General features: G+C 57.1%; 31 protein-coding genes. 3 read left to right on the forward strand and 28 right to left on the reverse strand.

What is annotated here, in order from left to right; all coding sequences use genetic code 11:
• The first annotated feature begins 17 nt into the window (after window positions 1–17).
• Window positions 18–713, forward strand: coding sequence for a DUF4875 domain-containing protein (locus tag DESU86_RS13600; RefSeq protein ID WP_179981513.1), 696 nt, complete (start codon window positions 18–20; stop codon window positions 711–713).
• Window positions 714–724: 11 nt separating this feature from the next.
• Here DESU86_RS13600 and DESU86_RS13605 read toward each other — a convergent pair whose 3' ends face one another.
• Window positions 725–2,548 (reverse strand): tetratricopeptide repeat protein, encoded by a 1,824-nt coding sequence (locus tag DESU86_RS13605; protein ID WP_179981514.1) that lies wholly within the window; start codon window positions 2,546–2,548, stop codon window positions 725–727.
• 156 nt (window positions 2,549–2,704) lie between these two features.
• Here DESU86_RS13605 and DESU86_RS13610 point away from each other — a divergent pair, with 156 nt between their 5' ends.
• Complete coding sequence (locus DESU86_RS13610; protein WP_179979759.1) at window positions 2,705–3,745, forward strand: IS481 family transposase; 1,041 nt, start codon at window positions 2,705–2,707, stop codon at window positions 3,743–3,745.
• Between the two features lie 35 nt (window positions 3,746–3,780).
• Here the strand turns inward: DESU86_RS13610 and DESU86_RS13615 are convergent, their stop codons facing one another.
• The 15 genes from DESU86_RS13615 to DESU86_RS13685 all read right to left on the reverse strand — a co-directional run bounded on the left by DESU86_RS13615 (window position 3,781) and on the right by DESU86_RS13685 (window position 18,153).
• Window positions 3,781–4,383, reverse strand: coding sequence for a hypothetical protein (locus DESU86_RS13615; RefSeq protein ID WP_179981515.1), 603 nt, complete (start codon window positions 4,381–4,383; stop codon window positions 3,781–3,783).
• 179 nt (window positions 4,384–4,562) lie between these two features.
• Window positions 4,563–4,853: a thermonuclease family protein gene (locus DESU86_RS13620; RefSeq protein WP_179981516.1), complete on the reverse strand. Its 291-nt coding sequence runs from the start codon at window positions 4,851–4,853 to the stop codon at window positions 4,563–4,565.
• A gap of 37 nt (window positions 4,854–4,890) precedes the next feature.
• A complete protein-coding gene (locus DESU86_RS13625; protein ID WP_332068191.1) occupies window positions 4,891–5,202 on the reverse strand; it encodes a pseudouridine synthase in 312 nt (103 codons plus the stop codon).
• A complete protein-coding gene (locus DESU86_RS13630; protein WP_179981517.1) occupies window positions 5,199–5,747 on the reverse strand; it encodes a DUF4376 domain-containing protein in 549 nt (182 codons plus the stop codon). Before DESU86_RS13630 ends, DESU86_RS13625 begins: the two co-directional genes overlap by 4 nt.
• 9 nt (window positions 5,748–5,756) lie before the next feature.
• Window positions 5,757–6,989, reverse strand: coding sequence for a hypothetical protein (locus DESU86_RS13635; protein ID WP_179981518.1), 1,233 nt, complete (start codon window positions 6,987–6,989; stop codon window positions 5,757–5,759).
• An 8-nt stretch (window positions 6,990–6,997) separates the two neighbouring features.
• Window positions 6,998–10,159: a DUF4815 domain-containing protein gene (locus DESU86_RS13640; RefSeq protein ID WP_179981519.1), complete on the reverse strand. Its 3,162-nt coding sequence runs from the start codon at window positions 10,157–10,159 to the stop codon at window positions 6,998–7,000.
• A gap of 10 nt (window positions 10,160–10,169) precedes the next feature.
• A complete protein-coding gene (locus DESU86_RS13645; protein WP_179981520.1) occupies window positions 10,170–10,697 on the reverse strand; it encodes a hypothetical protein in 528 nt (175 codons plus the stop codon).
• A 1-nt stretch (window position 10,698) separates the two neighbouring features.
• Window positions 10,699–11,997, reverse strand: coding sequence for a phage tail protein (locus tag DESU86_RS13650; RefSeq protein WP_179981521.1), 1,299 nt, complete (start codon window positions 11,995–11,997; stop codon window positions 10,699–10,701).
• On the reverse strand, window positions 11,987–13,093 hold the full coding sequence (locus DESU86_RS13655; RefSeq protein WP_179981522.1) for a baseplate assembly protein: 1,107 nt from the start codon (window positions 13,091–13,093) through the stop codon (window positions 11,987–11,989). Before DESU86_RS13655 ends, DESU86_RS13650 begins: the two co-directional genes overlap by 11 nt.
• 118 nt (window positions 13,094–13,211) lie before the next feature.
• Entirely contained in the window at window positions 13,212–13,544 is a 333-nt protein-coding gene (locus DESU86_RS13660; protein WP_179981523.1) for a hypothetical protein, read from the reverse strand.
• Window positions 13,544–13,933 carry a phage tail protein gene (locus DESU86_RS13665; protein WP_179981524.1) on the reverse strand — a complete coding sequence of 130 codons (390 nt, stop codon included), beginning with the start codon at window positions 13,931–13,933 and terminating at the stop codon, window positions 13,544–13,546. Before DESU86_RS13665 ends, DESU86_RS13660 begins: the two co-directional genes overlap by 1 nt.
• Window positions 13,934–14,629 carry a phage baseplate assembly protein V gene (locus tag DESU86_RS13670; protein ID WP_179981525.1) on the reverse strand — a complete coding sequence of 232 codons (696 nt, stop codon included), beginning with the start codon at window positions 14,627–14,629 and terminating at the stop codon, window positions 13,934–13,936. It lies immediately after the preceding gene.
• Window positions 14,630–14,637: 8 nt separating this feature from the next.
• Window positions 14,638–15,678 (reverse strand): phage late control D family protein, encoded by a 1,041-nt coding sequence (locus DESU86_RS13675; RefSeq protein WP_179981526.1) that lies wholly within the window; start codon window positions 15,676–15,678, stop codon window positions 14,638–14,640.
• The gene (locus DESU86_RS13680; protein WP_332068192.1) at window positions 15,666–15,980 is read right to left on the reverse strand and encodes a tail protein X; all 315 of its coding nucleotides are present in this window, start codon (window positions 15,978–15,980) and stop codon (window positions 15,666–15,668) included. The genes DESU86_RS13675 and DESU86_RS13680 overlap by 13 nt, the downstream gene beginning before the upstream one ends.
• On the reverse strand, window positions 15,868–18,153 hold the full coding sequence (locus DESU86_RS13685) for a phage tail tape measure protein (RefSeq protein WP_179981528.1): 2,286 nt from the start codon (window positions 18,151–18,153) through the stop codon (window positions 15,868–15,870). Before DESU86_RS13685 ends, DESU86_RS13680 begins: the two co-directional genes overlap by 113 nt.
• 11 nt (window positions 18,154–18,164) lie before the next feature.
• Between DESU86_RS13685 and DESU86_RS13690 the strand changes: the two genes are divergently transcribed.
• The gene (locus tag DESU86_RS13690) at window positions 18,165–18,314 is read left to right on the forward strand and encodes a hypothetical protein (protein WP_179981529.1); all 150 of its coding nucleotides are present in this window, start codon (window positions 18,165–18,167) and stop codon (window positions 18,312–18,314) included.
• Between the two features lie 92 nt (window positions 18,315–18,406).
• On the opposite strand, the gene DESU86_RS13695 is transcribed toward DESU86_RS13690, so the two are convergent.
• From DESU86_RS13695 to sppA, 12 genes are all read right to left on the reverse strand, one after another.
• Window positions 18,407–18,706 carry a phage tail assembly protein gene (locus DESU86_RS13695; RefSeq protein ID WP_179981530.1) on the reverse strand — a complete coding sequence of 100 codons (300 nt, stop codon included), beginning with the start codon at window positions 18,704–18,706 and terminating at the stop codon, window positions 18,407–18,409.
• A 17-nt stretch (window positions 18,707–18,723) separates the two neighbouring features.
• Window positions 18,724–19,263: a phage major tail tube protein gene (locus tag DESU86_RS13700; RefSeq protein WP_179981531.1), complete on the reverse strand. Its 540-nt coding sequence runs from the start codon at window positions 19,261–19,263 to the stop codon at window positions 18,724–18,726.
• A 12-nt stretch (window positions 19,264–19,275) separates the two neighbouring features.
• Window positions 19,276–20,544, reverse strand: a complete 1,269-nt coding sequence (locus DESU86_RS13705; protein ID WP_232088379.1) for a phage tail sheath family protein — start codon at window positions 20,542–20,544, stop codon at window positions 19,276–19,278.
• A 4-nt stretch (window positions 20,545–20,548) separates the two neighbouring features.
• The gene (locus DESU86_RS13710; protein ID WP_179981532.1) at window positions 20,549–21,028 is read right to left on the reverse strand and encodes a hypothetical protein; all 480 of its coding nucleotides are present in this window, start codon (window positions 21,026–21,028) and stop codon (window positions 20,549–20,551) included.
• Complete coding sequence (locus DESU86_RS13715) at window positions 21,025–21,621, reverse strand: hypothetical protein (RefSeq protein ID WP_179981533.1); 597 nt, start codon at window positions 21,619–21,621, stop codon at window positions 21,025–21,027. The genes DESU86_RS13710 and DESU86_RS13715 overlap by 4 nt, the downstream gene beginning before the upstream one ends.
• Before the next feature lie 6 nt (window positions 21,622–21,627).
• The gene (locus DESU86_RS13720; RefSeq protein ID WP_179981534.1) at window positions 21,628–21,972 is read right to left on the reverse strand and encodes a hypothetical protein; all 345 of its coding nucleotides are present in this window, start codon (window positions 21,970–21,972) and stop codon (window positions 21,628–21,630) included.
• Window positions 21,969–22,193, reverse strand: coding sequence for a hypothetical protein (locus tag DESU86_RS13725; RefSeq protein ID WP_179981535.1), 225 nt, complete (start codon window positions 22,191–22,193; stop codon window positions 21,969–21,971). Before DESU86_RS13725 ends, DESU86_RS13720 begins: the two co-directional genes overlap by 4 nt.
• Window positions 22,194–22,491: 298 nt before the next feature.
• Complete coding sequence (locus DESU86_RS13730) at window positions 22,492–22,815, reverse strand: hypothetical protein (RefSeq protein WP_179981536.1); 324 nt, start codon at window positions 22,813–22,815, stop codon at window positions 22,492–22,494.
• Between the two features lie 118 nt (window positions 22,816–22,933).
• Window positions 22,934–23,548, reverse strand: a complete 615-nt coding sequence (locus DESU86_RS13735) for a glycosyl hydrolase 108 family protein (RefSeq protein WP_179981537.1) — start codon at window positions 23,546–23,548, stop codon at window positions 22,934–22,936.
• A gap of 9 nt (window positions 23,549–23,557) precedes the next feature.
• Complete coding sequence (locus DESU86_RS13740; RefSeq protein WP_179981538.1) at window positions 23,558–24,547, reverse strand: hypothetical protein; 990 nt, start codon at window positions 24,545–24,547, stop codon at window positions 23,558–23,560.
• Window positions 24,548–24,556: 9 nt separating this feature from the next.
• Window positions 24,557–24,928, reverse strand: a complete 372-nt coding sequence (locus DESU86_RS13745; RefSeq protein WP_179981539.1) for a capsid cement protein — start codon at window positions 24,926–24,928, stop codon at window positions 24,557–24,559.
• A gap of 9 nt (window positions 24,929–24,937) precedes the next feature.
• Entirely contained in the window at window positions 24,938–26,287 is a 1,350-nt protein-coding gene (sppA, locus tag DESU86_RS13750) for a signal peptide peptidase SppA (protein WP_179981540.1), read from the reverse strand.
• Window positions 26,288–26,294 lie beyond the last annotated feature (7 nt).

Below are 26,294 nucleotides of genomic sequence, written 5' to 3' on the forward strand. Positions count from 1 at the left end.
ATGCAAATGCAGCCAACATGGAAGATCGTGTTGCCGCGGCCGGAGCCGCCATGGCTCTTGATGCTGCTGGCAAGTCCGCTTTGACTCCCCCCCCGGCCGAAGCTGCTCCATCATGGGACGTAGCCAAGGCAAAATCTCTGCCATATGCCGTGTATGACGCCAAAAGGGACCACCGCGCCACAACGGGCCGCACCAAACTGAACCTGCGCATCATTCTGGCCAGCAAAAACGCCAAGGGGCAGATTATTCCGCTGGAAGACACGTCCACAGTTACCAAGGAACAGCTGGCAGCCACGGTTATTGCTGCTGCCAAATATTATGCCAAGGCGGCTGGCGTGCAGTTTGTGGGTGTGGCTCTGGATTCGCAGTTTGGCGCGGGCGTTGCGACTACGCAGCTTGCCGTTGCGGACTATGCGCCAGACGGCAAAGGCGTTTCCGGCAACGACAACTGGACATGGCAGCAGGTGAAGGCTGCGGAAAACGGCCTGACCAAACAGGAACTGACCATGCAGGAACTGTGGGGCAAGTGGCGCAGCCAGTATCAGACGCCGCAGGGCATAACTGACGAGGCTGCCTTGAGCGCCGCCATTGGCAGTAAATTAGGCATTGCCCCCAGTGAAGTTTCCACTGCCTATAAGCCGCTGTTTGATGTGCCGGAAAGCTTTGTGGACACCGTGCAGCCTGCGCCAGGGCTTACTCCCAAGCAAAAATAACCGCCGCTTCCCTATGCCATTTTGGCCAGCTCACTCTGGAGGTTCTCCACGCGTTCCCTTGCCCAATCGTCTGTCGGGTCAAGCTCCACAGCACGCGCAAATTTTTTCAGTGCATCGCGCAGTAATCCGCCTTTGGCCACGCCATCAGTCGTAAGGCCAGCAAGGTCTTTGAGCGCAGATCCCAAAAGAGAAAAGGAATGGCTGCGTGTCGAATCAAGCTGCACAACACGCTCGTATTTTTCTACCGCACTCTGCAGCAATTCCCGCTTGGTCTCCACATCAGGCGTCATCCTTGAAAGCTCTACAAGAGTTGCCCCAACATTGCTCCATGCAGCAGGCTCTGCCGGGTCAATAGATTTAGCCTGTTCGCATTTTTCAAGTGCATCACGGAGCAATTTTTCTTTCGCGGCGTTATCGGGCTCCAGTTTGGAAAGCCCTATAAGAGTCACCCCCCAAGTAGACCACGCCGAACTACATTCCTTGTCATTCTTCACAGCGCGTTTGATATTTTTTACTGCTTTACACAGTAATTCGTGTTTTGATGCCAATTCATGTTCAATATCTGAAAGGAACATAAGCGTTTCCGCGAGGGAAATCCAGATAGTCGTGTCAACAAGTTGAGGTTCTATTGAAGCATTAGAAAAGTTTTTCAGTGCTTCGTACAGCCGTTTGCACTTTTCAGAGTCGCTCTTTTCATAAAAAGCAAGTTGTTGTAAACAATAACCAGCATTCGCATAGGCGGTAATGGTTGTCGGATCAAGCTCAGCAGCGTACATACTTTTTTCCAGTGCGTCGTTCAGCAATTTAAACTGAAGCGCCGTATCATTTTCAAGCAAGGCAAGTGCCCTAAGAACAAGGCCAGTGTTACTCCATGCGACACTGTTTTTCGGGTCAAGCTCCACAGCTGTTTCGCATTTTTTCCGCGCATCATATAGCGATTTTCTTTTGGCCGCTGTACTCTCTTGACGCCTAGCAATCTCAATAAGACTGAAACCGGCACTACTCCAAACATTACTAGCTGTCGGATTAAGCGCAATAGCCTGCGTGTAATAATCCAGCGCACGCTGCAGTGATGGACCGGCCTTCACATCATCGGGCTCAATTTGAGCCAATTCAGTGAGGCAATATCCGGAATTTATCAAGCCTGAAAAGGAATCACCTTCACTGTATTGAATGTTACATTCAAAATTCTCCAATGCTAACAGTAGTATCTTTTTTCGTTCCGCATGACTTGATGAACATCTAGCATAAAAGGTTAGTACATTTCCATATGTATCAAAAAAGCTACTCTCAGTATTGTACTTGTCCTTAACTGCACGGCAGGTCAGCAAAGCCAACCGCGCTACAAAGCGCCGCTGCCTATACCCTAGCTGGAATTCAAGGTTGAACCAAAAGACAATTGCGGCCATTTCTGGGAAGTGCGCATTTTCACGCGTGGCAATGTCGGCAAGGCTCTCCATGGCTTTCCGCCGGAGGCGCTTGGCCTTCTGTGGATCGGCGCAGCAAAACGAAGCGCGAAATCGCGCCTCGGACAAAGGCCACTGAAAGTGCTTATGCCCCTGCAGATCAGGCATTGCGAGAACATGCTCAAAATAGTAGCAGGCCTCGATGAACAGGCGGTACTGGTCCGCAGGCAAAATGTCTTTGGTGCTCTTGCCCTGCTGCAATAAGCACCACCCCAGATAATACAGACTCACCGCATTATCAGGGGCGACCGCAAGATATTTTTGCCAAAAGAAGCAGGCCTCTTCCCAGTTTCCTTCCTCCATGGCCAGTCGGGCATGGCACGGAAACAGGTATATCCCAGCGACATTGCGAAGATCTTCAATTTTCATGGCAAGCGCGTCTTCAAGCGTGATGGGTTGTGCCGTTTTTAACTGAGGTAGTCGCGACTTGATCTGACAGTAGCCCTTGAAAGAGAAGGGACTCTCCGTTTTGATGGAAGTGTAAACGCACCATCAAACAGGGTACTATGCCCACGGAGAATCCCAATGGAAAGCTTCAATCAAAACGTCATCAAGCACAAGACCGGACTTCTGAATCTCGCCGCCGAACTCGGCAACATTTCCAAGGCCTGCCGCGTCATGGGCTTTTCGAGAGACACCTTTTACCGGTATCAAACAGCACGAGATGCCGGGGGCGTCGAGGCGCTGTTTGATGTCAGCAGGCGCAAACCCAATCTGAAAAATCGTGTTGAAGAAGCCACGGAAGTCGCCGTGACCACTTTTGCCATCGATTTTCCCGCCCACGGGCAAGTGCGGGCCAGTAACGAGTTGCGTAAACAAGGTGTATTTGTTTCTCCCTCCGGAGTGCGTTCCATCTGGATGCGGCACGGGCTGGCATCCATGAAACAGCGTTTACGCGCACTGGAAAAGAAGTCCGCCGAGGAAGGCCTTGTGCTGACGGAAGCTCAGGTGCAGGCCCTGGAGCGTAAAAAGCACGACGACGAAGCCTGTGGTGAAATCGAAACTCACCATCCCGGGTATCTCGGCAGCCAGGACACGTTTTACGTCGGGACCATCAAAGGCGTGGGGCGCATTTACCAACAAACCTTCGTGGATACATACTCCAAGTGGGCCGCAGCCAAGCTCTACACCACCAAGACGCCCATCACCGGAGCCGATTTGCTCAACGACCGAGTTCTGCCGTTCTTTTCCTCACAGGAAATGGGTCTTATCCGTATCCTGACGGACAGGGGCACGGAATACTGCGGCAAGGTTGAACAGCATGATTATGAACTATATCTTGGCGTGAACGGCATAGAGCATACCAAAACAAAGGCCAGGCATCCGCAGACAAACGGCATTTGCGAGCGCTTCCACAAAACGATCTTGCAGGAGTTTTATCAGGTTGCTTTTCGGCGTAAGCTGTATCACTCTCTGGACGAGTTGCAGGTAGACTTGGACGCCTGGATAGACAACTACAATTCAAAGCGAACTCATCAAGGGAAAATGTGTTGTGGCAGAACGCCTATGCAGACACTCCTTGACGGAAAACAACTTTGGATGGAAAAGGTCGGACAGCTCAACTAATCGGACAGAAAAATCCGTCAAAACGGAGAGGACTGTCAGATAAAGTCTAAACTACTACATTTTAACACATCAACAACTTTTTGAACCTCAGACACTTGCTGCAATAGGGGATTCCCGTCATCTATATTTGTCAGAAGCGCCGCGAGGCGCCTGTTATTGCTTTCAATGTTATCCTGTTCCAGCAACACCGAAAGCCGCTCATTATTGTTCGTTATCTTCTGATACGTTCTTTCAAGCGCTTGGTGCGTTTTTTGGAAATCATTAAATTTTCTGCTCACTTCATCCTTTTCTTCTTTTGCTTCCTTTTTAATTTTATCAATTCTTCTTTTTGCATCTTTCAGATACCCAAACACCAACAAAAGAGTGGTCAATAAAAGACCGACAAATTGTCCAGCCCATTTGGGCAGCCCAAACTTTGAGACCTGATTTGAAAAGCCTGACAGCAGCGTTGTGTCTTCCTCAATATTTGCAGTTCTATGCTCCAGTCTATCAAGCTGCTTTTTTTGTTCAGCAGAAGTTTCCTCTATCTGTTTGAGGCGATATTCCACAACATCTGCAGCAGCTAGAGGCACCGCGAAGACAAATAAAACCGCCAGAAGGCAAAGAAGTACTTTCCCAACATTTGCAGCAGTACGCATGGCAACATCCCATTATAATAGTGGAAACAGCTCAAAACGCCTGTATATACATTACGTGATAAAATATTACCACTATTCTAAATGTGATGACAATCCCCAGTTGCCCTCAAATTTGTTGCCGCTCAATACGTTTCTGTTTCTTTTGCCACTGCATTCAATTTTTTTCTCACCCAATACCGCTATCCAGCAACCGTACAGCGGCCCAGTATGTCTATGCTCGGCCGCTGGCCTACCGGCACAACTTCCACCGTTTTGCCCAACAATAGAGATGAGGTCAGGTCTCGTGCGGCTTCTCCATGCGGTTGCCCAAGCTCGGGACAGTCGATTCCATAAATGCGAATAGCGACAACCGTAGAGTCCGACCGGCGCACACGAATGCTGTCGCCATCGTGAACGGAAACAACCGTGCCCGGCCAGGCGTAAACCTGGGCGGGCACGAGCATGAGTATAAGTAATAGCAGAACTTTCATGGAAGAAGCATATGCTAGATAGAGCAGAGTGCAAGTGCTACTCTCGCATCTCCGGCGGCAGCTGCCGCCCCTCGACCTCGCTTTTGTAGCTTTCCAGGCAGTGATCATCATCGCCCAGGATGAGCGCCATGCCATCGACCAGGCGGCGCGGCCAACTGCGCACGCCGTGGATATGCCAGCGCCAACAGTGGGCGCTTATGGTTTCATCCGCCCACCACAGCCCGGGCCTGGGCAGCCGGGGGCAAAGGCAGAGCAGGGCAAGGAGGAAGCCCGCCAGGGCGTTTACAAGCTGGTCGAAGGCGATGAGTAGCTGCTTGGCGTTGTGCAGCAATACAGCTGTGCGCGTCATATGCTTTCAATCTCCGCTGCGGTTGCGCCACGTTCCAAGGCTTCGGCCACAGCGGCCTTGCGCGCGCCGCCCATCTGCATTTTTGCCGCTTTATGGGCCAGTGCGCCCCCTACGTACAGATTGAGAAAATCCGCCGGGCCAAAGTTCAGCCGCACCAGCTCGCCCCCAGCTTCAGGCGTCCAGTTTTTATAGGCGTTCCATGTCACACTGGCAGGCAGGCCCGACAAGCCCGTAGCCGAGAGCATGGCCACGTTGGCGCTGTCCGCAAAATTCTGCTGGTCTGAGGCGTCATACGAAAAATGGTAGGTCACATCAGCCACCACGTAGTCAAAACCAGCAGTAATGGCTGCGGAGGTCTCGGCGTCAATGGCTGTGAGTTTGCGGGCGGCTGCGTTTTCAGACTTGTTGTATTCGGCCAGGCGTGCCACTTCGGCTTCGGCTGCTTCGGCTGCGCGGGCGGCTTCCCATTCTTCGACAGTAATGTATCCCTCTGGCTGTTCATCCCATATTTCGGGGTTGCCATCTGGCGAGTAAAAAGTAGTCATAGTATCCCCCTATACAGGCACGATTTTGATTTTTATGCAGCCTTGACGACCTGCGGAACCGCCGCTACCTGGGTAAGTACCTGGGTTCTCGCTTGCTGTAGCCCCTCTCCCACCAGAGCCGCCATTACCGTAGTAGCCATCATAGGAGGTCGCACCACCTCCGCCACCACCTCCACCGCCATAAAATGCACTTTTTCCTGCAGCGCCGCCACCGGCCGCACTCCCATAGGAAGCCCCACCCGCGCCACCGTTGCCGGGCCTGGCCTCGCCGCCAGACCAACCGCCACCTGGTTCACCGTTTCCGCCGCCACCTCCGCCACGCGCAGTAAGCAACGCTCCAAAAGAGGACGTACCACTTACTCCGCCAACAGTAAGTACATATGAGGTGCCTTTTGTCAGATTTTGCGTAGTCTGTGTACGCTCACCAGCTCCACCTCCACCACCACCTCCACCACTCCAAGCCCATGAGCTGTCTTCATAGTAACCACTTATTCCTTTTCCCCCGGCACCCCCGTTGCCGCCTCCACCAACAGCCGTTATTTGATAACGGCCCGTTTCTGGTACAACCCAGGTACGAGAGGAAGTAATAACCTGTTCACCTATAATGCCAACCAATCTGTCGAATGCCGTTTTTACTCCCTTGGGGGAAATGGAAATACCGCTTGTAGCATCGGCGTTCTGCTCAAAGTCATCGACCAGCTTGACGTGCCCGAAAAACTGACTGTCGCCCTTGCCATATTTTTTTCCGCTTTCATCCAAGTGGGCAGCAAGCGAAAGCGTACCGGGGGCGGGTAAGCCTTGCCCCTCTTCAATAGGGCCTGAGACATCAAGACCATCTCCAACAATGACCGTTCCAGCGCTGTTTTTTGTCGCTAGATTAATCTCCGGCGGCGGGGGAACAGAAATTATTCCCCCTTCCGTCACGGCAATACCTTCGCCGATTTTAACGATGCCCGCCTTGTCCTTGCTAGCCAGATCAGGCGACTTTGCTTCCACACCGTCTACGCGTCCGGAGAGGGCCACCATGCCTTTTCGCAGCTCCAGGGTGTCATCTTCCAAAACCACGACTCGCTCGACTGCACCCTCCAAGCCAGCCTCCGCGACCGCCATTCGCGCATCGTTCTGGGCGGCAAGCGCGTCCAGCCCGGCCAGCGCCTCGGCGAGGCGCGGCACATCCTCATCCTGCTGGTTGGCCAGATCTGGCAGCGGCAGCCCAAGATACGGAGTTTTATTGTCTACCATAAAAGCTCCTACGCCACGGCCATAAGCCGGATGTTGCTTACCTGGGGGCGGGCCGCAATGGTGCCGGTCAGAGCGAGCCGTACTTTAATGAGACTCGCGTCCGCCAACGCCGATGTAAACTTGAATTCCACCTCGCCCTCACCCTGGGTGACGGTACCGCTCACAGTCATGGCTTCCCACGCGCCGCCGTCAATCTGTATTTCCGGCGTCACGCCAGCGCCGGAGGGAATGACGGCATCGTAAATGAGCACGGCTCGCGTGGCTCCGGCGGCGGGAATGCTGCGACTGTAGTAGTCCGCGGACTCCTGCACGCTGCCAGCCAGCAACTGTGAGCCAGGCCAAAGCACAGGCGACCCCTTGGCGTCGCCAAGCAGCTTGGCGGTTACGGAAATACCGCCGCTGACGGGCTCCGTCAGGCGCACGGGCTGGCCTTCGGCAACGGTCAGCACCGTGCCGCTGGGCAGCTCCAGGGCGTATTCCAGACGTGTTTGCGATGTTGGGGTTTCGGCCAGCGACAGCAGGACCACGTCCGTGGCGGCAGAGGACAATGTGGCACTGCCAAGGGGCACGGTGGCGGCCCCATCGGCGAAAGAGGCCCCAAGAAGCCGGAAGGTCAGGTCGCGGTTCTGATGCGCCGTCCAGGTGACAGCGTTGCTTGACGAGAGCAGCACCCCTACGCTGTAGGGCTGGGCGCTCACCCACTGTTGCAGCGTGGAGTCAAACTGGCTCAGTTCCGCGATAGCCAGGGCCGTTGTCGCGTCATTGCAGAGCACGACCACGGCATAGTCGGTGGCGGCAGCCAGCGGCACAGGGGCATCAAACAACACGCGCGTGTGTCCGCCGCCGGAAACCACTATTTGCGACGACGGCACAATGGCCTCGGCAAGCACGGTCCGGGTGGGATAGCCGCCGCTCACCTCGCGGATCTGCACGCGCACTTCGCCACCTTTTGCCAGAAACCACAAATCCACGCCCGCCAGCTGCACACCTTCGTCCAGAATGAACGTCTGGGCCAGGGGATCGATGACGGTGGACGTGATCGTCTGCACCTGGCGCAGGGTGGTTGCCGTCAGCGTGCCTTGCCCCACAAATGTGGCGCTGCCCTTGGTGCCGCCTGCTCCGGTAAATGCCACGGCTTTCGCCCCGGCAGGGATGTCTGCCGGGATGGTGAAAGAGCCGGTGAGAATGCCGGAAGCATTGGCAGCCAGATTGTTTTGCTTGGCGGACACGTTAACACCGTCAAATACGATTGATTGCAGCTTTTCTTTCGGGCCAAAACCCGAAATCGTGAAGGCCACATCAATCTGACGCAGATACTCGAGCTCGGACGTTGTCGAGCCCACCGCCTCGGTCTTGCTTGATGTGCTTGTGTATGTCGTGCCGTGATCCCACGCCCCAGGCGCGTAGACCATGTTTGTAATCCGTCTGGTTTCAGTGCTGGTCCAATCAGTTTTGGTTTCCGTCCAGCGGTCAACCGCTGGCTCGAGCACGACATCAGCGGGCATGGGGTCAAAAGCCTGATAGGGGTTAACGAGCATGCTGCCGGTTTTGTATGGCTGGGCGAGCAGGACGCGCGGCGTGTAGTTGCGGGCCTTGGGCGTTGCAATGTCGGCCGACAGCCCATACACCCGGGCTGAAACCGGCAGGGTGAGTACCCCGCCCACCACGGCAGCGGTCTGTGCGATGCCTTGATCTCGCATACTGTCGTCGCGCAGCGGGTCAACAAACATACCCACGCGTGCGCCAGACTCGCGGGTAGCCACGTCAGCCTCCAGGCGCTGCCGGGCAATTTCCTGCAGCACATAGTCCACACGGTTTACAAGGGCCTCCATGTCGCTCCAGGGCACAACATGCACACCGTCGTTTTTTACGGTTCCGGGGCCGCGCCAGGTCTGCACGATGCTGGCCAGGGAAAGCATGGTTGCGGGCACTGCCGGAGCCAGAGCATTGCTTTCCGACGCTACCCCTTGCAGCCATGAAAACACGCCGTCCGCACTGATGCACAGTCTGTCGATGCGCGGCAGAGCCTGCTGATACGACACCATGATGCCCGTGCCAGGCACCGCGCCGCTGACGGTAAAGCCGTCAAAGTCCACATCGCCCGGGGTCAGGCTCTTGTCCAGATATGTGTACGTGACCGTGTATGTGGAACCAGGATCGGGTTCCGCCCCTGCAGGCGACCAGTCAACCTTGTCGCCATTTTTTTTGTAGTCATTGCCCGCCTCATACACAGTGTCGCCCTGTTTGACATTCACAAGCGACATGACGGACGTATCAGGCAAGGAGTCGGACGCGCCGGCATATGCGCCGTGCACCAGCGACACGGTCTTTTGAAGGGTCACGCGCAGGGCCGTGATCTCATTGATAGGCGGATGCGCAACGGCGATGCGTTGCGTGGCGCTGCCGTCCGCTTCTATGACTTCGGTGTCAATAAAGCGCAGATCGGGCGCTGCCGTGTAACTGATCCGGCGCGAGGTGAGCAACTCGACTCCGTAGCCGTTCACGCGGCAGCGGCCCTCAGTGACCGTGTACACCTGCGAGCCCCCAACACTGTCCGCTGCGCGCACCAGCATGCCCGAGCTGACATATGTGCCGCCGCCGGTCGAATCGCGGTCATAGCGGGCTATGCCCTGGTTAAAGCTGTCAAGGTTGGGCGGCGTCTCTTTGGCCCTGGGTACGCCGTCGTCAATGGAGTGCACGGGGTAAAATTCGCTGCCGGCCACATCAGTGGAGAGAGCCCAAACGGCGGTTACCTTCAACCGCCAGGCCCCGGCTTCGCTTTCGCCACGGCTGCCCACGGCCGGGTTATACAGCGCGGGGTCGTCAAGCTCCGAGATTGCTGTTTCCACCAGCTGCACACCCACGGTTATGGTGCCAGTGGTAGGCACGGTAAATGTTGCGGACTCCACGTCCCGCACCTCACCTTTGATGTAGATGCGCCCGGCCAGGCAGGTGACAGAGCCCGTGGCAGCATCAACAACAATGCCGGCATCGCTGACGATGTCGCCGTCGGCAAACAAAGCGTCAGCGAGGCGTCTGTCCCGAGCCGCAGAAATGCTCTGCATTTCATTAAGTTCGGCCCCCTGCAGGGCGTAACCGTCACGATACATAACCCGGCTGTAGTGCTTGCTTTCATCGAAATTGTCGTAGTGGTCTTTGATCTCAGGCATGGGATGCTCCTTATATGGGCAGGACGAATTCGACGCTCTGCCGCACGCTGGGTGAGCGGTTAATTGAGGGGCTGATAATCTGGGCGGCCAGCAGCAACCCGGGGTCGGCTATTTCAGCAGGCAGAAAATACCGCTGGCCAGGGGGCAGTCCTTCGGCGGGCGAGCCGCCCATGAACACGCCCATTTCGCGGATAACGGCATTGGCGGCGTCGGCAAAGTCAAATTTTGTCAGCACGTACAGATACGGCGTGGGGGTAACGGACGGGCTATAACGCGCCTCTTGCACCTCCCCGTTGTTCCCCTGACTCACGGGAATGACAATGCTCCCCGAATCATCCGGAGCAGCAAAGCCAACAGTGGAAACGACGCGGCGGCCAACCTCGGCCATAAGCGCTGTTGCATTAACCAGTGATGGCAACGTGGCGCCTTCATCGTCCCAGGACGCATCCCCACTGCCCCAGGCGAGATAGAGCTTTTCATTGGCTATAGCGGCGGCAATGGCCGCTCGGCCTGTTTTGGTAAGGGTTGCAAGGGCCATGTTAGTCCTCCGTTGAGGTAGAGGTTATGTTTGTTTCTGCCACGTATGGCCACCAGCGCCGGGAGGTCCACGGGCCGCCCCAGCGCAGGTCATGAAGCGGCAGGGTCCCCAATGCGGTGCTGCCAGAAATTGTGGCGCAGGGCCGTGCCGTGGGCTCATCACTCACCGCAGCCAGGGCAAAGGCATGACGCTGGTGCGTCATGAGGGTCAGCTCGTGAACCTCGCGGTGCACGGGCTGAGAAAGTCGCATGGATGACAAGCGGCCATATCCGTCAAAGGTGGTGGCATACGTGCGGGACAGGCGGGCGTTACTGTCGCCCAATGTACCCGTGCTGCGGCCGTCGGGCGAGCAGGAAAGCACAATTTGCGACCTGGCCACACGCCGTACTCGATTCATGCGCCACGGGGGCAATGGGCGGTCCCATCCAGCGGCGGTCCGCACTGCCCAGATAAGGCTGGAGATCTGCCCAACAACAAAGCTATGGTTACGTGGGTAGCGGTCGGCGGTGAGTCGTGAACGACCAAGAATAAAGCGGTCGACGTAGGGACATAGCGCCCCATAGCGTAGTGACGTCTGCATGCCTGCAGCCAGGTCGGCCGGGTAGAGCTGCTCGGACTGAAACCCCCGGCGACTGCCGAATGACACCATGACGTTGTCGTCAGCAACAGGCACATGCGTGCCGGAATAGTATGTCAGCCATCCATTGCTGAGAGCCGGGCCCTTGGTCAGCACGATGGGGCGTCGGTCAAATCCCGCATAGACACGCCACAGTCTGCTGCGCGCCGGAGCCATCTCATTGCAGATGGCCACGATGCGGCGCACATCGTCCAGGCCGACAAGCTCCGGCAGCCCAAGCTGGTATGTGGCCCACCAGCGACCGGGTCCGTTGGGTTCGATAATTGCCGAGTAGCCAAAGAGCGCCAGGGCCTTGCGCACACTGGCAGGTGTACCCTTGATGCGGTGCCAGGGGATGCTTTGCCGCACCATTTCCGCGAGTTGCTCCCTGGTGGTGGCCACCTCGCGGAAATCGACATGCATTTGCCACGCGAGCAGCTCCAGCTCGGCCATTGTCAGGGGCTTGAGCCCTTCACGAGCCTCTGTCAGACTGGCCAGCGGCGACAGCATGCTTGCTGCGGGTTGGTTCCACAGGCGCGCCTGGAGCAGCAGGTTGGGTATGGCCAAGTTGGTGCTATGCAGTACGCCATTAAGCGACCTGGCTGCGGCCTGCATGGTGGTGTCGCCGGAGATGCTGCCGGGCAGCAGATCCAGAAAATCCAGACTGCCCAGGCTACTCATCATCCACCCCCGTAAATGTCACCGTCACGGAGGTTTCGCGGGCAAGCTGGCGCGGTACGAGTTTCGTAAAGATGGGGCTTTTAACATGCACCCGGCGTGCTCCAGCTTGCTCCATTAAGCTGATCAGCCGTGTAGGATTTATGTCCCGCCCTGGCACTGTGCGTTGCCATATCCTGTAGCTTTCCACGGCTGCGTCAACAGCGGCGCTGACTGTGCTGGCCATGGCCGACGCAGTGCGGGAAAGTGACCATTCGACATCCAGGTCGTAGAACGCCAAGTCTGGAGCCGCCACGGTCACGGTATCGTTAAGTGGCACAGCATCATCAGGTGACATTCTGGCGCGCACGGCCGCAAGCACTTCCTCGCTGGGCAATTCGCCGCCAGTGGCCACTGGCCGAAGATCTACCGATCCAGGCTCCGGCGACCACACGGCCACGTCTGCGATATCCTGATGTGCAGATCTGGCCAAAGCGCGGTATGCTCCACTTGGTCCGGCGCAGCTGAAGGCCTCCGGCGCGAGCTGGATGCGCTCACGAAACGCATCGTCCATCTCAACATCCGCGCCGAGGGCGCTGGTAGCTGTGTTGGCCGTGCTTTTGACATAGGGCAGTGGGTCAACCAACAGGCATATTTGCCCTGGCACAAGGCCGTTGCATGCCGAGCCTGCGTTGTCAGCCACGACCATTCCCGATCCGGCGACCGTTCCCGGCGGAATGACCAGGTCGGAATGCAGGGCAAAGACCATCTTGCGATCGGCTGTGGTTACCCTTGTACCGGCGGGAATTATGACGGCAAAACTTTGTGCTGCTCCCAGAACAAACTGCTGCGTTGCTCGGGCATGGGATACGCCCAGGCGTTCCGTGCCAACGCCTTTACCCAATTCTTCCAGGTGTTGACCTTCGGCATATCGCACCAGGTTTTGTTTGCCCGCAAGATTAATGACCTGATTCTGGGTGGCGATCACATATGCCAGGGAGCAGAGGAACAGGCGCACAGGGTCGCCATCGTACAGTGTGGTGTTCGTCAGCCTCTCGTAGACGGAGATGACCGAGGCCTCGACGCTGGCGGGATCAATATCCGCAAAGCTAATATCATTCACAATGCCACCCCGTCCTTTCCCGCTTCAACGGCGCAAGCATATGCGGCGGGGCAAGCCCGACCGCATGCGCCATTTACGCTAAACCGCGCTACCGCGCGCCCTGCGGGGCCTATGGTATTCATAATGTCACTCCGTCTTTCCGCCTGTAAGTAACCTTTGGATAAAGACGCCCCTGCATAGCCTCATCTGCAGACGGTTCCAGCGTTATGCGCTCCACAAGCACGCGCGGCTCTTTGGTTTCAATGGCTTCGGTGAGGTCGGCGATCAGGCGGGCGGCCTCGTAGGGAGTAGGAGCGTCAATAAACGCGCCAACATGCGCAAAGCCCCGGTCAAGAGCCACGCTGTAGGCAAGCGTTGTGACAATGATGCGGATGTTTTGTTCAATGGCAGCAAGGCCAGTGGCACCGATGGTCAAGGGCATGGATGTTTCAGCAAGTTCAAGGACGGGCATCAGACGTACTCCTTCAGTGCAACGCGCACGTCCACAGCAAAAATTTTGTCGCCGACCGTATAGCGCATGTCCTGCTGCACGGACTCAACAGCGTAATAACCAAAATTCCAGCCGGCGATGATGAGCCGATAGACCTTGCCGTCTTTGCACAGCTTGCTCAGTCGGTCGGCCTCTCTGACAGGATTGACGCCCATGTCCGCCCGCAGATGAATAGGCATGCCCACAGTGGCCAGTTCCGGAGAAAGAAATTCAAGGCGCGGCAGAGCCCCTACAACCTTGTGTTCTTCAAACCGGGCTTTCCGCTCGCGCGAAATCTGGCCAGGCGTCACCGTGCGGCCGCCTATGGGGCTGACCTCAAAAATTATGTCGCCAAGACTGCCGATGCGCATTTAGCCTCCAACAGGTTCTTGAGAGTTCCCACTGCCAGACTGGACACCTTTGTGGACGTGTTGCCGCACCGATACGTTGCCGGCAGTGACATCATCATCCGGCACGTCCAGCCCGCCTTGCTCGATGCGATAATCACCCAGCAACGTACCGCTCCCGGGCTTGCCATCCTTGTCCGTGCAACGCAGCAGCCCGGCCAGGGTGATTGTGGGCGCGCGCAGCGTGATGTTGATCATGCTTTCAGCGAGGATCTCTTTTTCCGCTTTCACGGTGACCGTGCCGGTTGTTTTCAGATCCACATCGCCTTTGACGTCTGCGTAAAATTTGTGAGCCTCACGGTCATAAAAAATGACCGTGCCATCGCTAAAACGGCTGAACTCCAACTGGCGCTCCTGCTCCGGATCTGGACTGGCCTGGGAGTACACAGCGCCAAGAACCACGCCAGCCTCCAGGCCCTGCCCGGAAAAGAGGCAAGCCACAGGTTCGCCATCATCAGGCAACTTGATCTCCTGGTCTTTGAGCACCCTGCGTTGGAGCGTTGGCAGGGGCGCGCTGACCATACCCTGGCCGTCCTCAAGTTGGACCTTGGCAGCGCCGCCGGATACACCGACAACCTTGCCAAAGCGCAAGCTCGCACCACGGTTAGCCTCCAATGCCCTGACGCGCCGCTCCAATGCCGCAAAATCGAAACCGCCCATAATGCCCCCTAATAGTCCAAGGTCTTGCGTATTTCGACGGAGGTCTTGTAGCCAGATCCGATCTTGTGCTCTGCCTTTTCAACGAACCAGCGGCCATCAAACTGGCCAAAGCCCGTCAAGGCCAAGACCACCCCGGCGACCACAGCGGGGTTGCCCATAAATTCGAGTGTCGCCTTGTTTTTTTCCTTATTTTTATTGCGTAGCTCACCCTTGCCCAGACGTATTGCCTCACCCGAAGACTCGACACGCTGATTGAGCTGCAGGGTTTTTTCATCCACATCGGCGTCGGTGGCCCGCACTTTGGCAGTATGTGTCGTGCCCGTAGTGGGATCGGTGTACGCCACATCGGCATCCTTGTAGCCAGTTTTGGAAGAGGACTCTTTAAAACTGTACGACTCTGGTGAGTACATGTTGCCGGTCTTGGGGATCGTGAGGGCCGCAGATTTTGCATCAGCTCCAGCTGCATCAAACATCACGAGTTTGCCATCGTGTACTTTACAGTTCATGCCGCGTTCGCTGGACAGGCGCTGTAAAAAAGCCAAATCACTTTCTTCGCGCTGATCCTGTCGCGCAAAACTGTGGTCCGGGCCGTCGTACATGAGTTCCAAACCGTTTTCAGTTGCGAGCTGTCCAGCCAAACTACCAAGCGAAAAATTTTCCCAGGCGCGAGTTTTATCTTCGTCGCGCAAGCCAGACGTCAGCGCAGACGTGACGGCCTTAAGCTTGACCTTGTCCGGCGGGCCAGTGAACTCAATTTCATCAACTTTGAAAGTGCCGCAGGGTAGGGTCGCGGTGTGTCCATCGCCCTCCCAATCATGTACTGTGATGCTTGCAAAAACAGCGGTACCCTTCTTGGGACGCCATTCTCCGTTCCATTTACCGTCCCGGTCATGGAGGGTCAGCTGCACTTCGTCCGCCTTGCCGCCGGCATTGTCAGTAAAGCTGAAGTCGAGCAGGTATGGGTCTACATAACTGGCGGCATCGTGCCCGCCGATAGAAACAGACAGTGTGACCCGCCGCGCGGTTTTTACTCCGTTCATTGCATCCATGGCGGCAAACCCTCCGTTGTTGTTGAAGATACGGGTAGGGCAGGGACAGACAGCTCAATTCCGGCCGTGAATACGAGAATATCAAGGTGCGCGGGGTTGGCAGCCATGAGGTAATGCATGAAATGCTCTTTGGCCCACAGCTTGTAGGCAATGGAATCCCAGGCATCGCCCTGGACTGTTCTGTATGTCTTAGCCGCCATAAGCCAAACGCTCCTGGTCATGCACGATGCTTGATACAAGGCGCTCAAATTCGCCGCGATTATTATCAAGCGCAGCCATAAGACGCTTTGCAAAGCCGGCATCGCTGAGGCCGTTGAGAGTAAAGTTCATACTGACAGACGCACCAGCGCCGCCCATTGCGGGCATTGCTCCAGCAGCGCCGGGCATGCCGCCCTGACCAAGGGCATCAAGATCTGCTTTGCTGGGGAGTGAAGGGACAGCGCCCGATGTAGGCAAAGCTGGCACGTCGGGAGGGGGAGCCGTCACAACACCATCAGGCACGGGTACTGCTTCGGCCTTATCAACAACACCAAGCCATTCCCCAACCGTGCGCAGCTTGCCGACGGCCCAGCCGACTTTTGCACCAATGAAGCCAAAAACCTTGTCAAACGCAGTGCGTATGGGTTCACAGGTATTGTAGAGGTAGATCATGCCGCCAACCAAGGCCACAACACCGGCAATAACCAGGCCGATAGGGTTGGCATACATGGCTGCATTGAGCAGCCATTGACCAGCTGCAGCAGCGCGACTGGCGGCAGCTCCGGCAATCATTACCCCTTTGTGCCATACCCAGGCGGCGCTGGTACGCAACGACGACGCTCCGCTGGCATTAGCTGCCGCTGCAGTGGCTCCTTCGGCCACAGCGGCGGCACGTAAACCGGGAATAAGGAAACCAAGAGCCGCTCGCGTGATATGGTATGCTCCGCTAACCCCGTGAAACATGTAAGCTGCGCCCATGCCTGCAAGGCGCAAAGTAAGGAAGCCTGCAACCGCGCCCACAAGTACGGTCGTCAGTGTTTTATGTTCTTGGGCAAAACCAGCAATGCTGGAAACGATGGGCCCGGCAGTTTCAAGGATAGAATTGATGGCCGGCAGCAAGCCGTTGCCTAGGATGATTCCCAGTTCTTTTGCCCTATTGCCTGCAATGATCAGCTTATTGGCCGTCGTATCAGATCGATTGCCAAATTCCTGCTGCATTGCCCCTGCGTACTGTGTTTCGTCGCTGGCAATGACCAGATTTTTTTTGACTTGGTCAAGAGAGTCGAGCAGCGGAGCGATGGCGCCAAGAGATTCTTTGCCGAAAATTTCCTGCATCGTGCTCAACTGCTGGGCCTTGGGGAGTTTTTGCACAGCTTCAAGCACACTGATAATCGCAGCCGGACCGTCTGTTTGCATCTGCTTTGCAAGCTTGACCGTACTAATTCCCAACGAGGCATATGCCTCTTTTTGTGCCTTTGTCGCAGCGCTACCCGCAGTCATGGCCAGAATAAGATTTTTAATACCCGTGGCAGCAATTTCCGGGCTTACCTTCATGGCGTCCAATGTTGCGGCGAGTGCTGTCATGGGCTTTGCCGCCACACCGCCGACGTTGCCCAGCGGTCCGATACGCCTCACCACGTCTGCGATGCCTTTTTCAGACGCTGAGGTTGTATTGGCGAACTGGTTCATAAGATCCAGCATACTACGCGTATCATCAAATGAGAGCCGCATAGCGCTACGGTACCCGCCGATGGCGTCCGCAGCTTCTTCAGTGCTCATGCCAAAGGCCACGCTCATATGCGCAGCCATTGTTGTGAAGTCTTGCAACTCATCCATGCCAGCAATGCCCTGCTGCCCCCCAGACGCAAACAGCCGGGCGATTTCGTCATGCGTCAATGGCAGGGTGCGGCCCAGGGCTTTGATAGCAGATTCCATTTCATAATATTTCGGGGTCAGCTTACCGGTATCATCGCGCATGCCGTCGATCGTTTTGGCTGCGTCAGCCATGGCGCTTTCGAAATCTATGGCAGCCTTGACGGGCAGCGCAGCAGCCATCACGGGCACAGCTGCCTCCATCAAACCGCCGCGAATATCTTTCCGGCGATCTGCAGCGGCCTGGGCTTTTGACAGTGACTGCAAACGGTTTTGCGTCCGTGCCAGCTGTGTTTCGGCCTTGGCATGGGCGCGCCCATAGTCCGCCACGGCAACGCCGTACTTTTGTGCCGCCGCCTGAGCCTCTTTATATGCCGCAACCTGACGATGCAGTGTTTCACGCAGCAAAGGATCATGCCCGCCGCCCGCAGCATAAAGTCGCTGCGTTCCCTGGACCTGCGTGCGGAGTGTGTCCGCCCTGGCCAGCGCCTTGGATTTTGCAGACAGCGCCTCCATACGCTGGCTGCTGGACTTGATTTTTTGCTCAACTGTCGTAAATACATTACTGACAGTGGGCGACAGCGTCGCACCAACGGCAAAGCCGATGCCGAATGTATTACTCATGAGGATCTCCGATGGATATTTTTGCCGCCATATTTGTCTACGGGCTTTTTGCTCTGGCTGTGCTGTTCATATGCGGCCCCATGCTCGGAGCCCTTGCCGGGGCCGCTGTTACCGTGGTTCGTGCGCTGGCCAGGGTTGTTACACTCCGGCCGCTCGCCTGATTTCCGCTTCAAGATCCAGAGCGTCCTGAAGCCAGTCCAGGACCTCATCCCAGGTCAACGATCGCAGATCCTGCAACCCCCACCCCGTCAGCCTACCGAGCCGCAGCATCACCTCCCGACGCGTTTTCGGGCTGTTTGGCACCGCGAAAAAAAGCATACTGCTGCTGCAGCTTGAGATAGTCCTCCGCATCCATCGCCCGCAGATCGTCTTCATGCAGCCCGCACAGGGCCGCAAACAGCCGGACTTCTCCGAGATAATCGAGCCCATCACGAACAGGGTTATCAATGAGATCCCCCATGGTCGGACGGCGCATGCAGACGCTGTCGAGCTTGCGGTCTGCAAGCTCGACAGGCCAATCAAGGGCAATGGTCACATTTTTTTCTTTGGCCATGATAAAATCCTTTATGGTTACATACCCAGGTTCGCCCGCACTTCGGCGAGCTGGTCGATACCGTCGAGTCGGAAGATGAAGTTCAGTTTGTCGACTTCGACCAGCTCCCGACCGCCAAGCCACAGTTTGTAGTAGTAGATCTCAAGCTCGGTTTCGGGCTCCATTTTTTTGCCAGGTTCAAACTTGCCGATGCCGATTTTCTTGGGGAGCGACTTGGCCACAACCTTGACGGCCTTGTTCACGAATTTACCGGAGCCCGCATCGAGCTCCTGAATGTTGCCGCGGACTTCAATGTGGTGCCCGACCGGCTGCAGCAGGACCACGGCCTTGTCGTTGGCAGTGTTCCATTTGATTTTGAGAGCCATGGATTTGAAGTGGCCAGCGACGGGCACGTCCATTTCACCAGCGATACCCAAGCCGGATATGGACTCCGTGAGGTATTCGAAATCCGGGGCTTCAACCGTGGCGACGCCAAGCTGATCCACGCCATCCTTGTAGACTTTTGCGTTGGTCAACACGGCAGGAATCAGGTTGGTGGAAGGCAGTATCTGAGACATGACGCGCTCCTGTTATGCCGTCAGGCCGTAGAGAGTGGAGAGGTACGCGGGGTCGTATTCAAGGATGAAGATCAGCTCGCGCGCAGCCTGGGGCGGAGTGAGATAGACATGCCAACGAACCTTGCCAGCCATGAGATCGGTGGTGGGGTTATCCACCTCTTCAAACGTCACGCGGCCGCCAAGCAGGAATTCGCGGCCAACAAGGCCGTTAAGCCATACGTTGAAGGTATCTTGTACGGTTTCGATCATGCGACGGCGCAGCGGGTTGCTCACATACTGCCAGCAGGTGAGCACCAGGGTGTTGCCAACCCAATTGAACATGCGGCGTATGGGTATTGAGGTATCCTTAACGTCGGTGACGCCAGGATAGCCGGCTGTTTGATCGCCCCAGGCAACCAGGCCACCAACCATGTTGAGGCCGGTGACAATGCCGTTGCCATTGAGGTAGGCGGCTTCGGCGGGGGTAAGGTGCATCTCCTTACCGGCATGTACAAGCCCTTCGCATTGGAGGCGTTTGTTGGACGGCGACCAGAACGGGATGCCCTCATTTTCAGCATCGCGCTGGCCAATGACCCCGGCAAGATGGCTGGAACCGTGTTCAACTTTGCCACCGTATACCGGGCTACCGAACATGGCGATCAGGTTGACGTCAGTCAGGTTATTGTCATTGAGCCATGCGGGAACTTCGGTATAGGACTGCACCTCGCCGGGCACATCAATGATGCCTGTGGCGCGGAAATGCCCGCAGATGTTGGTGCAGGCCGTTGCCAACGCCAACGCCACGGACGGCGTGCCGGAAAACCCCGGGGCCAGGATCTGCCCAGGCGTGAGTCGAAAGCGTGGAAACACTTCTTCAACAAGGGACACGCCTTTGCGTGCGTTGGTTGCTGCGTCAATACCGCCGATGATATCCGTGGCAGTGACTTTACTGACATCCGGCGCGCCAGGCGCATCATCGTCAACACCGCCCACATGCTTTGCAGGGTCAAAGACGTTGATGGCAACAATGGGAGCCACCTTATAGCGCGTCAGATAGACCTGCGCCGCTTCATACAGCGTGTAGCCACCGGCGGATTCGTCGGTTGCCGGAGCACCGAACACCGCGACAAAATCGGGCATGCTGTAGATGAGCTTGGGCGCGTTGACAGGGCGGGACGTTTCCGCAGGCAGGTTATGCACCGGGGCCGTACCCACAATGATTGGCAGCGCGGAATTTACTTCTACAGGAGTAACCAGGCCTGTGGCCTGCTCCTGAACATATACGCCGTGGTTGTAACTCATGATTTTAGATCCCCTGCATTTTCCAGTTTGTGAGAATAAAGGCTTCGGCAAAGTGTGGTGGTTGGTCGTCGGGACGATCCCAGAATGCAAAGCGTCCGCGCTCATCGGGTTCAAGCACATATCGCCCGTCCAGAGGTTGCTGTTTGCAGGCAAGCACCGTTCGCCGCAGCAGCCCCAGCAGATTTTGCAGATCGTTTTCCCCGGCCTCTCCATCCTCGTTCCAGATCAACACACGGAGGGCGATGGTCGTGTACGAACAACCGTCTTCATCATGGCCATGTATCGGCTGGATAAGCACAAAAGGAGCGTCGGACGTGTCGCCGCCCTCTTTCGCCGGCAGGCGGCCCACCCGTATGGTCGCGGGCCGAAGCATTTCCTGCCCGGGTTCGGGCCGGGTGTGCCGCTGCCTGCTCGGCAGCGGCAAGGTTGCGAGCTGGGGCTCAAGGCTTTTTCGTAATGCAGTCATGAGTAGATAGACGTTCACCGCAGTTTCCCCAGCCTGTAAGACAGTTCATGCGCCATTCGCTTTTCAAAGTTTTGCCGGGCATTGTTTTCAACCGCGCGGCGCACAGCATCAAAGACCGCGAAATACTGTGCGCTGTATCCATACATGCGCTGCATTTTTTTTCCGCTGCGACGCATGAGGTACAGCTTGCCGCCAAGCCGAACGACAAAACCTTTTGAGCGGCCGCCTCTTTCCGTAGCCTGACGCACCGGCTCCCCAGGGCCGATCTGGTAGCCGGCCAATCCCCACCTGCTGCTGCGCATGCGCTTGCGGGCAGTCACGCGCCTGGGCACCAGGCGGAACTTATCCATAGCAAGAGGTTTGCCCGAAATACGCACAACGCCCTCAAAGCTGCCAGCGCTGCTGGCGAACAGGGGCTTGCTGATGGCCGGGCTGATGTCGCCAGCTTTCAAGAAGCTGTGCAGCCGTATCTGCCTGTTAACGTCAGTGCGCATGGTTGCGGCCGTGCGCCGGATTGCGGAGCGCAGCCCATCATCAACGAGCTTTGGCATGCCCGAGAGCGGACCCAAAACACGCTTCAGATCTTTGACGTCAAACCGCAGATCAATCATGGCGCCTCACGAGTAGACTTTGATGAGTTTGAGGATGAGCATGCCTTTTTCATGGCGCACGCTGTCCGCTTCCGCAGCCACCAGCCAGAATTCGCCGTCCAGTTCCAATTGCTGCTCCGGCACCGGTGTGAAGGGCAGCGCAGATTCATAAAGGAAGACGGTTCTGGTGTTGGACAACAGGGCCAGGCCGGCGGCATCGACAAAGCCGCCGGCGGCCCCGGTTGTCAGCGAACCTTGTGCGTCATCAACGATGGCGACAACAGGGATGCCGTCGATAGTGTGCTCTTCGCCAAACTCATCAAGATCCAGAAAGGTGCCGAGGTCATCGGCAAGGTCGCTGGCAAAGCTCATCGCCCATCCCTCACGTCCCTGAGCGTTTCCAGCCGCACAAGACGGTTGTCGTGATCGACAAGCCTGGTTTCATGCTTGTCCAGCCGATCTGTGATTGCAGCCTGTAGTCCACGCACATCATTACTGAGAGCCTGAAACTCAAACGTAACAAGTCCAAAAAGCATGAGCAGCAGCGCCCCGATGGCCCCAAGCGCGTAATTCAAAACTTTTTCTAAGGACATGTGGCCTCCGCATGCTCAACCCACAATAAGAGTTCTCCGGCTTCGCTGGCCGGGAGGTGTACCCACTGGCCATCCTTGGTCACCAGCTGACCGTCATGCTCGTATGCCCAACTATTTGTCACCACCGCCCCCGGCGTCGTCGGAGCCGGGCTGAGGCTTGCGCTCGTCAGTGCCGCCGAACTTTGACACCCAGGCAGAGCCAGGATCATCACGAACAGCAGTAGTACGTTCAGCGTTTTTCCGCGTTTTCCACCAGTTAACGATCGCATACAGCACCTGTGCGGCCAGCAGGCAAAGCCTAGCCACCGGATTTGGCCGAACTTGCGTTCTTGGCCCGGCCCACGTTCAACGCCGTCCATTGGATCGCCGTATACACAACCTTATAGATGGCGTTGCCCCCTTCCTTGGGGGCGGGCAGGGCCACTGCCAAAGCAGCACAAATGGTGATTGCAAAGGTGACCCAGGTCATGGTGCTTTCGGGCAACAGTCCTTCAAGCATGGAAATGACGTCAAAACTGCCAGCCGAGCTGGCGGCTTCTTCGGCCATGGCGGGAGAACAAAAGGACACAGCAAAGACCATGACGGCCATGAGGGTCACAAAGAACAGGACATGCTTTTTCATGAGAGACTCCTTGCTTCAACCGTTGCGACGCAGGAAGCTACGGGTGAAGACAGCAATTGTGTACTCAGAACGAAGAGCGGAAAAACCGCTGTCGCTATCTGTAAGCCCGCCATGCGGGCTAACAGCTACCGCAATGCGTGCGGGTCATCCAGCCGTCCATGAACTGTCGGTGCTGGTAGTTTTTGGCGGCAAGGCCCACATAGTGTGCGCCCTGCATGCAGTTGAGGGCATGCACGATTTCATTCTGGCCAGAGCGCCGGGCAAGGATGGATGACAGGGCTGCAAGAGTTTTTTGGCCCACTGCGCCGTCTTCCACCAGATCAGTGAAAAGGCGCTGATCAGTGGACTTGTTGTAGTTGAAGGCGTTACACAAACGCTGCAGATATTTGCCGGCACCACCGCGCCCGAGGTTGACGGACTCCTCGAAGATTTCGTTGGCCACAGCCTGCGGAAACTGCGCGAGGCCCATGCGGTTCCACCACTCCGTGCGGTACCAGTCTTCGACCAGATCAGCGAGTCCAGGAATGTTGGTAAGATGGCGGGTGAAGGCCGTGGCCCCCTGGCGGTATGAAGAATGGGACTTGGCGGCATCAATAAGCTGCCACCCCTTCCAAGCGCCAAAGAAATTGCGGGCAATGCCGCTGTATGTTTCACCACCGGCATCACCAATTACGTTGCACCAGCCGCCCTCAAAAGCCTTCACAATGATGTATGCAATCAGGAATTCGGCCATGGTAGCTCCTTACGGCAGATCAAAGCCGTCGTTGCCAGATTCGCCGGTGGTCGCGCCCGTAAGGATATAGCCAGCCCCGGCGAACTGGAGGCGTTCGTCGGTATGCATCCGGACACGGTAGACGTCACTGCGCGTCTGTTCTTCACGGTACTGCTCTGTGACAAGCAGGTTCGGGGCGTCTTCTTCCCATACGAAGGTGCGGCCCAGGGCGGGTTCCTTCAGGTCCTGCCCCCCTGTGGAGACGCAGGCCAGCAAAACCCTGTCCAGAGGCCAGAAGGTTTCCACATTCTTGGGCTGATTGCGGGCCGCGTTATTGTAGACGCCACCGGCGACAATGATATTGGCGACACCAAAGTAGGCCTTGAGCTGCTCAATGGTCAGTTCGCCACGGATTGCGGTGGGGCTGGTGTATTTGATGCGTTCCATCACCGCGTGACACAGGCTGACGTGCCCCAGCACCTCTTTGTCGAGCACCAGGGCATTGGGGGTGAGGCCAACCTCGAAACGGAAATACTTTTTAGCCTTGGTCACGTCCGCCAACGGGTCAGCATTGGCATAATCGTCCCAGGGCTTGGCAACAGCAGAGCGAGAGATGCCGTTGGTTGTGGACATAACCGCTTTGGCCACGCGCTTTTCATGCGAGCGCAAGACCATTAGGGTCGCACGCTTGACGGCAACGACCTCGGCATCAAAGAAGTTGCGGTAAAGAGCGGCCTCGCTGTCATCCACCGGCTCTTCCCAGCCGTTTTCCTTGCAGCTGTAGTCCGCGTCTTCAAACGTCCAATCGCCACGGGCGTAGGCGCTGCGGGCAGCGCGTTGGGTTTCGGCCACTTCCAGAATGGCTTCGGCGGGAATGACGGGGTACTGCGCGGTTTTTTTGGCAGTAAAAAAGGGGGGAAGAACCTGCTGGGCTATGAAGCCCTGGGACGCGGCGTCAAGGCTATACTCATACGCCAGCGTGCCAAGGTCGGGACGAAAAATGGAAGAAGTTCTGGGCATTGGTTACTCCTACTCGCCGGAAAGGGTGGGAACGCACATGGGCATCAGTTCGACAATGCCGCCGGAAGCCGCAGTGCAAAGCGCCATGCCAACCACAGGGGCGGAGCCGCTGCAAGGCACAACAGACCCGTTGGCGCCGCTGGTGAGCAACTGCGCCGCAGTTATGGCTGCAGACGCTACGACTTCGACTGTGCCGGGAGTGTTGAGCATGCGAACGCTTACAGGGTCATCAGCCATACGCGCGCCAGTTTCGGTAACACCGAGAGGCAGCTCGCCCGCGCCGCATACATCAATGCCGGAAGCTGTCAGTTTGACCAGGCTGTCGGCAGGTATGATTCCCGCAGCCGAAAAGGTTTTTCTGGAATTTTCGTGATAAGCCATAACGGGCTCCTACTTGCGCGTCGCGTTCTGCGCGACGATCCATTCTTTGTGGGCATTGGGGTTAGCGTTGGCCACAGCCTTGATAGCCTCGCCCTTGCCGCAGTTGTGGGCCGCTATATGGGCGTCAACCAGAGCGGCGAAATCCTGCTTCGCCGCGTCTTCTTCGCTGCTCACTGCCGCCAGGGGCGATGCCGGCACCTTTGCCGTGGCGGCAGCCAGGGCGGCCAGGGCTTCCTGCTGCCCGCTGGGCTTGGCAGCTTCAGGCTGCCCCAGCACGCCTTGCAGGGTGGCCAGCGTCTCGGCCGAAACACCGGACGCGGCCACGGCCTTCAATTTTTCGCCAGCTTCTTTGCCGAAAATGGCTCCGGCCAGGGCGACAATCCGATCCTGCACGGCAGAGGCGTCAGCCCTGGCGGCGTCCAGCGCCTGACTGTTTTCTGTGGACAGCTCCGCTCGCAGCGCTTCCCGCAGCTCCGCGCGCAACTCCTGCACGGTGTCCGGGTGCTGCGCTTTCAACTCACTGAGTGTCATTGTGCAATCCTTTTGTATTTTGTTGATGAACTCTGTCCGGCTACACACCCGGTCAATGAGGCCCATATCCTGGGCATCCCCAGCCAAAAATATTTTGCCGTCAGCCATGGCCACGGCTTTTTCCCGGCTGACATGACGGCCCTGTTCCACAGCCTGGAGGAACAGTTCATAAACGCTGTCGATATTGGACTGGATGTAGGCGCGCATTTCATCCGACAGAGGCTCGGCCATGTTGCCGGCGGCCTTGTAGTGCCCGGCTGTTATGATGTTGACTTTGACGCCAGCGTTATCCAGCGCCCGGGAGACTTCGCGGTGCATGAGCACCACACCCACGCTGCCCACCTGCGCCGTAGCTGGCGCGGCAATTTCGCGCGCGCCACAGGCTGCCCAGTACGCCGCCGAGGCCATAAGGCCGTCGGCGTATGCGTACAGGGGCTTGGACTGCCCGGCGGCGATCACTGCGGCGGCCAGCTCTTCGGTTCCGTCAACGGTGCCGCCGGGAGACTCCACATCAAGCATGATGGCGCGCACGGAGGGGTCGGCTGCTGCTTGCCGAAGGGCTGCACCGATTTCACGCATGGACGCGAGCAACTGAAAACCAAAAAAGGAGAGGCCGTTCTTGGCCAGAGCGCCTTTGATCGGGATTACAGCCACGGAACCTTCCATGCTGTATGGCGCCTCGATGGGTGTTGCGAGATCGTCATTGGTGCGGGACTCTGGGACTGTTCCAGCGACGAGCTGCGGCAGGTCAGACACAAACGCGTTCAGCGCATCAGGCGTGATGGCCCACAGCCCGGACAGAGCGGTTAACAGGGCATTGAGGTTCATTCTTTTT

The sequence above is a fragment of the Desulfovibrio sp. 86 genome, from assembly GCF_902702915.1.
Lineage (GTDB): Bacteria > Desulfobacterota > Desulfovibrionia > Desulfovibrionales > Desulfovibrionaceae > Desulfovibrio.

Coding starts and splice junctions, on each gene's coding strand:
- DESU86_RS13600 (WP_179981513.1), top strand. CDS start 18: ATGGAAGATCGTGTTGCCGCGGCCGGAGCCGCCATGGCTCTTGATGCT.
- DESU86_RS13605 (WP_179981514.1), bottom strand. CDS start 2,548: ATGAAAATTGAAGATCTTCGCAATGTCGCTGGGATATACCTGTTTCCG.
- DESU86_RS13610 (WP_179979759.1), top strand. CDS start 2,705: ATGGAAAGCTTCAATCAAAACGTCATCAAGCACAAGACCGGACTTCTG.
- DESU86_RS13615 (WP_179981515.1), bottom strand. CDS start 4,383: ATGCGTACTGCTGCAAATGTTGGGAAAGTACTTCTTTGCCTTCTGGCG.
- DESU86_RS13620 (WP_179981516.1), bottom strand. CDS start 4,853: ATGAAAGTTCTGCTATTACTTATACTCATGCTCGTGCCCGCCCAGGTT.
- DESU86_RS13625 (WP_332068191.1), bottom strand. CDS start 5,202: ATGACGCGCACAGCTGTATTGCTGCACAACGCCAAGCAGCTACTCATC.
- DESU86_RS13630 (WP_179981517.1), bottom strand. CDS start 5,747: ATGACTACTTTTTACTCGCCAGATGGCAACCCCGAAATATGGGATGAA.
- DESU86_RS13635 (WP_179981518.1), bottom strand. CDS start 6,989: ATGGTAGACAATAAAACTCCGTATCTTGGGCTGCCGCTGCCAGATCTG.
- DESU86_RS13640 (WP_179981519.1), bottom strand. CDS start 10,159: ATGCCTGAGATCAAAGACCACTACGACAATTTCGATGAAAGCAAGCAC.
- DESU86_RS13645 (WP_179981520.1), bottom strand. CDS start 10,697: ATGGCCCTTGCAACCCTTACCAAAACAGGCCGAGCGGCCATTGCCGCC.
- DESU86_RS13650 (WP_179981521.1), bottom strand. CDS start 11,997: ATGATGAGTAGCCTGGGCAGTCTGGATTTTCTGGATCTGCTGCCCGGC.
- DESU86_RS13660 (WP_179981523.1), bottom strand. CDS start 13,544: ATGCCCGTCCTTGAACTTGCTGAAACATCCATGCCCTTGACCATCGGT.
- DESU86_RS13665 (WP_179981524.1), bottom strand. CDS start 13,933: ATGCGCATCGGCAGTCTTGGCGACATAATTTTTGAGGTCAGCCCCATA.
- DESU86_RS13670 (WP_179981525.1), bottom strand. CDS start 14,629: ATGGGCGGTTTCGATTTTGCGGCATTGGAGCGGCGCGTCAGGGCATTG.
- DESU86_RS13675 (WP_179981526.1), bottom strand. CDS start 15,678: ATGGATGCAATGAACGGAGTAAAAACCGCGCGGCGGGTCACACTGTCT.
- DESU86_RS13680 (WP_332068192.1), bottom strand. CDS start 15,980: ATGCCGGCTTTGCAAAGCGTCTTATGGCTGCGCTTGATAATAATCGCG.
- DESU86_RS13685 (WP_179981528.1), bottom strand. CDS start 18,153: ATGAGTAATACATTCGGCATCGGCTTTGCCGTTGGTGCGACGCTGTCG.
- DESU86_RS13690 (WP_179981529.1), top strand. CDS start 18,165: ATGGATATTTTTGCCGCCATATTTGTCTACGGGCTTTTTGCTCTGGCT.
- DESU86_RS13695 (WP_179981530.1), bottom strand. CDS start 18,706: ATGGCCAAAGAAAAAAATGTGACCATTGCCCTTGATTGGCCTGTCGAG.
- DESU86_RS13700 (WP_179981531.1), bottom strand. CDS start 19,263: ATGTCTCAGATACTGCCTTCCACCAACCTGATTCCTGCCGTGTTGACC.
- DESU86_RS13705 (WP_232088379.1), bottom strand. CDS start 20,544: ATGAGTTACAACCACGGCGTATATGTTCAGGAGCAGGCCACAGGCCTG.
- DESU86_RS13715 (WP_179981533.1), bottom strand. CDS start 21,621: ATGATTGATCTGCGGTTTGACGTCAAAGATCTGAAGCGTGTTTTGGGT.
- DESU86_RS13720 (WP_179981534.1), bottom strand. CDS start 21,972: ATGAGCTTTGCCAGCGACCTTGCCGATGACCTCGGCACCTTTCTGGAT.
- DESU86_RS13725 (WP_179981535.1), bottom strand. CDS start 22,193: ATGTCCTTAGAAAAAGTTTTGAATTACGCGCTTGGGGCCATCGGGGCG.
- DESU86_RS13730 (WP_179981536.1), bottom strand. CDS start 22,815: ATGAAAAAGCATGTCCTGTTCTTTGTGACCCTCATGGCCGTCATGGTC.
- DESU86_RS13735 (WP_179981537.1), bottom strand. CDS start 23,548: ATGGCCGAATTCCTGATTGCATACATCATTGTGAAGGCTTTTGAGGGC.
- DESU86_RS13740 (WP_179981538.1), bottom strand. CDS start 24,547: ATGCCCAGAACTTCTTCCATTTTTCGTCCCGACCTTGGCACGCTGGCG.
- DESU86_RS13745 (WP_179981539.1), bottom strand. CDS start 24,928: ATGGCTTATCACGAAAATTCCAGAAAAACCTTTTCGGCTGCGGGAATC.
- sppA (WP_179981540.1), bottom strand. CDS start 26,287: ATGAACCTCAATGCCCTGTTAACCGCTCTGTCCGGGCTGTGGGCCATC.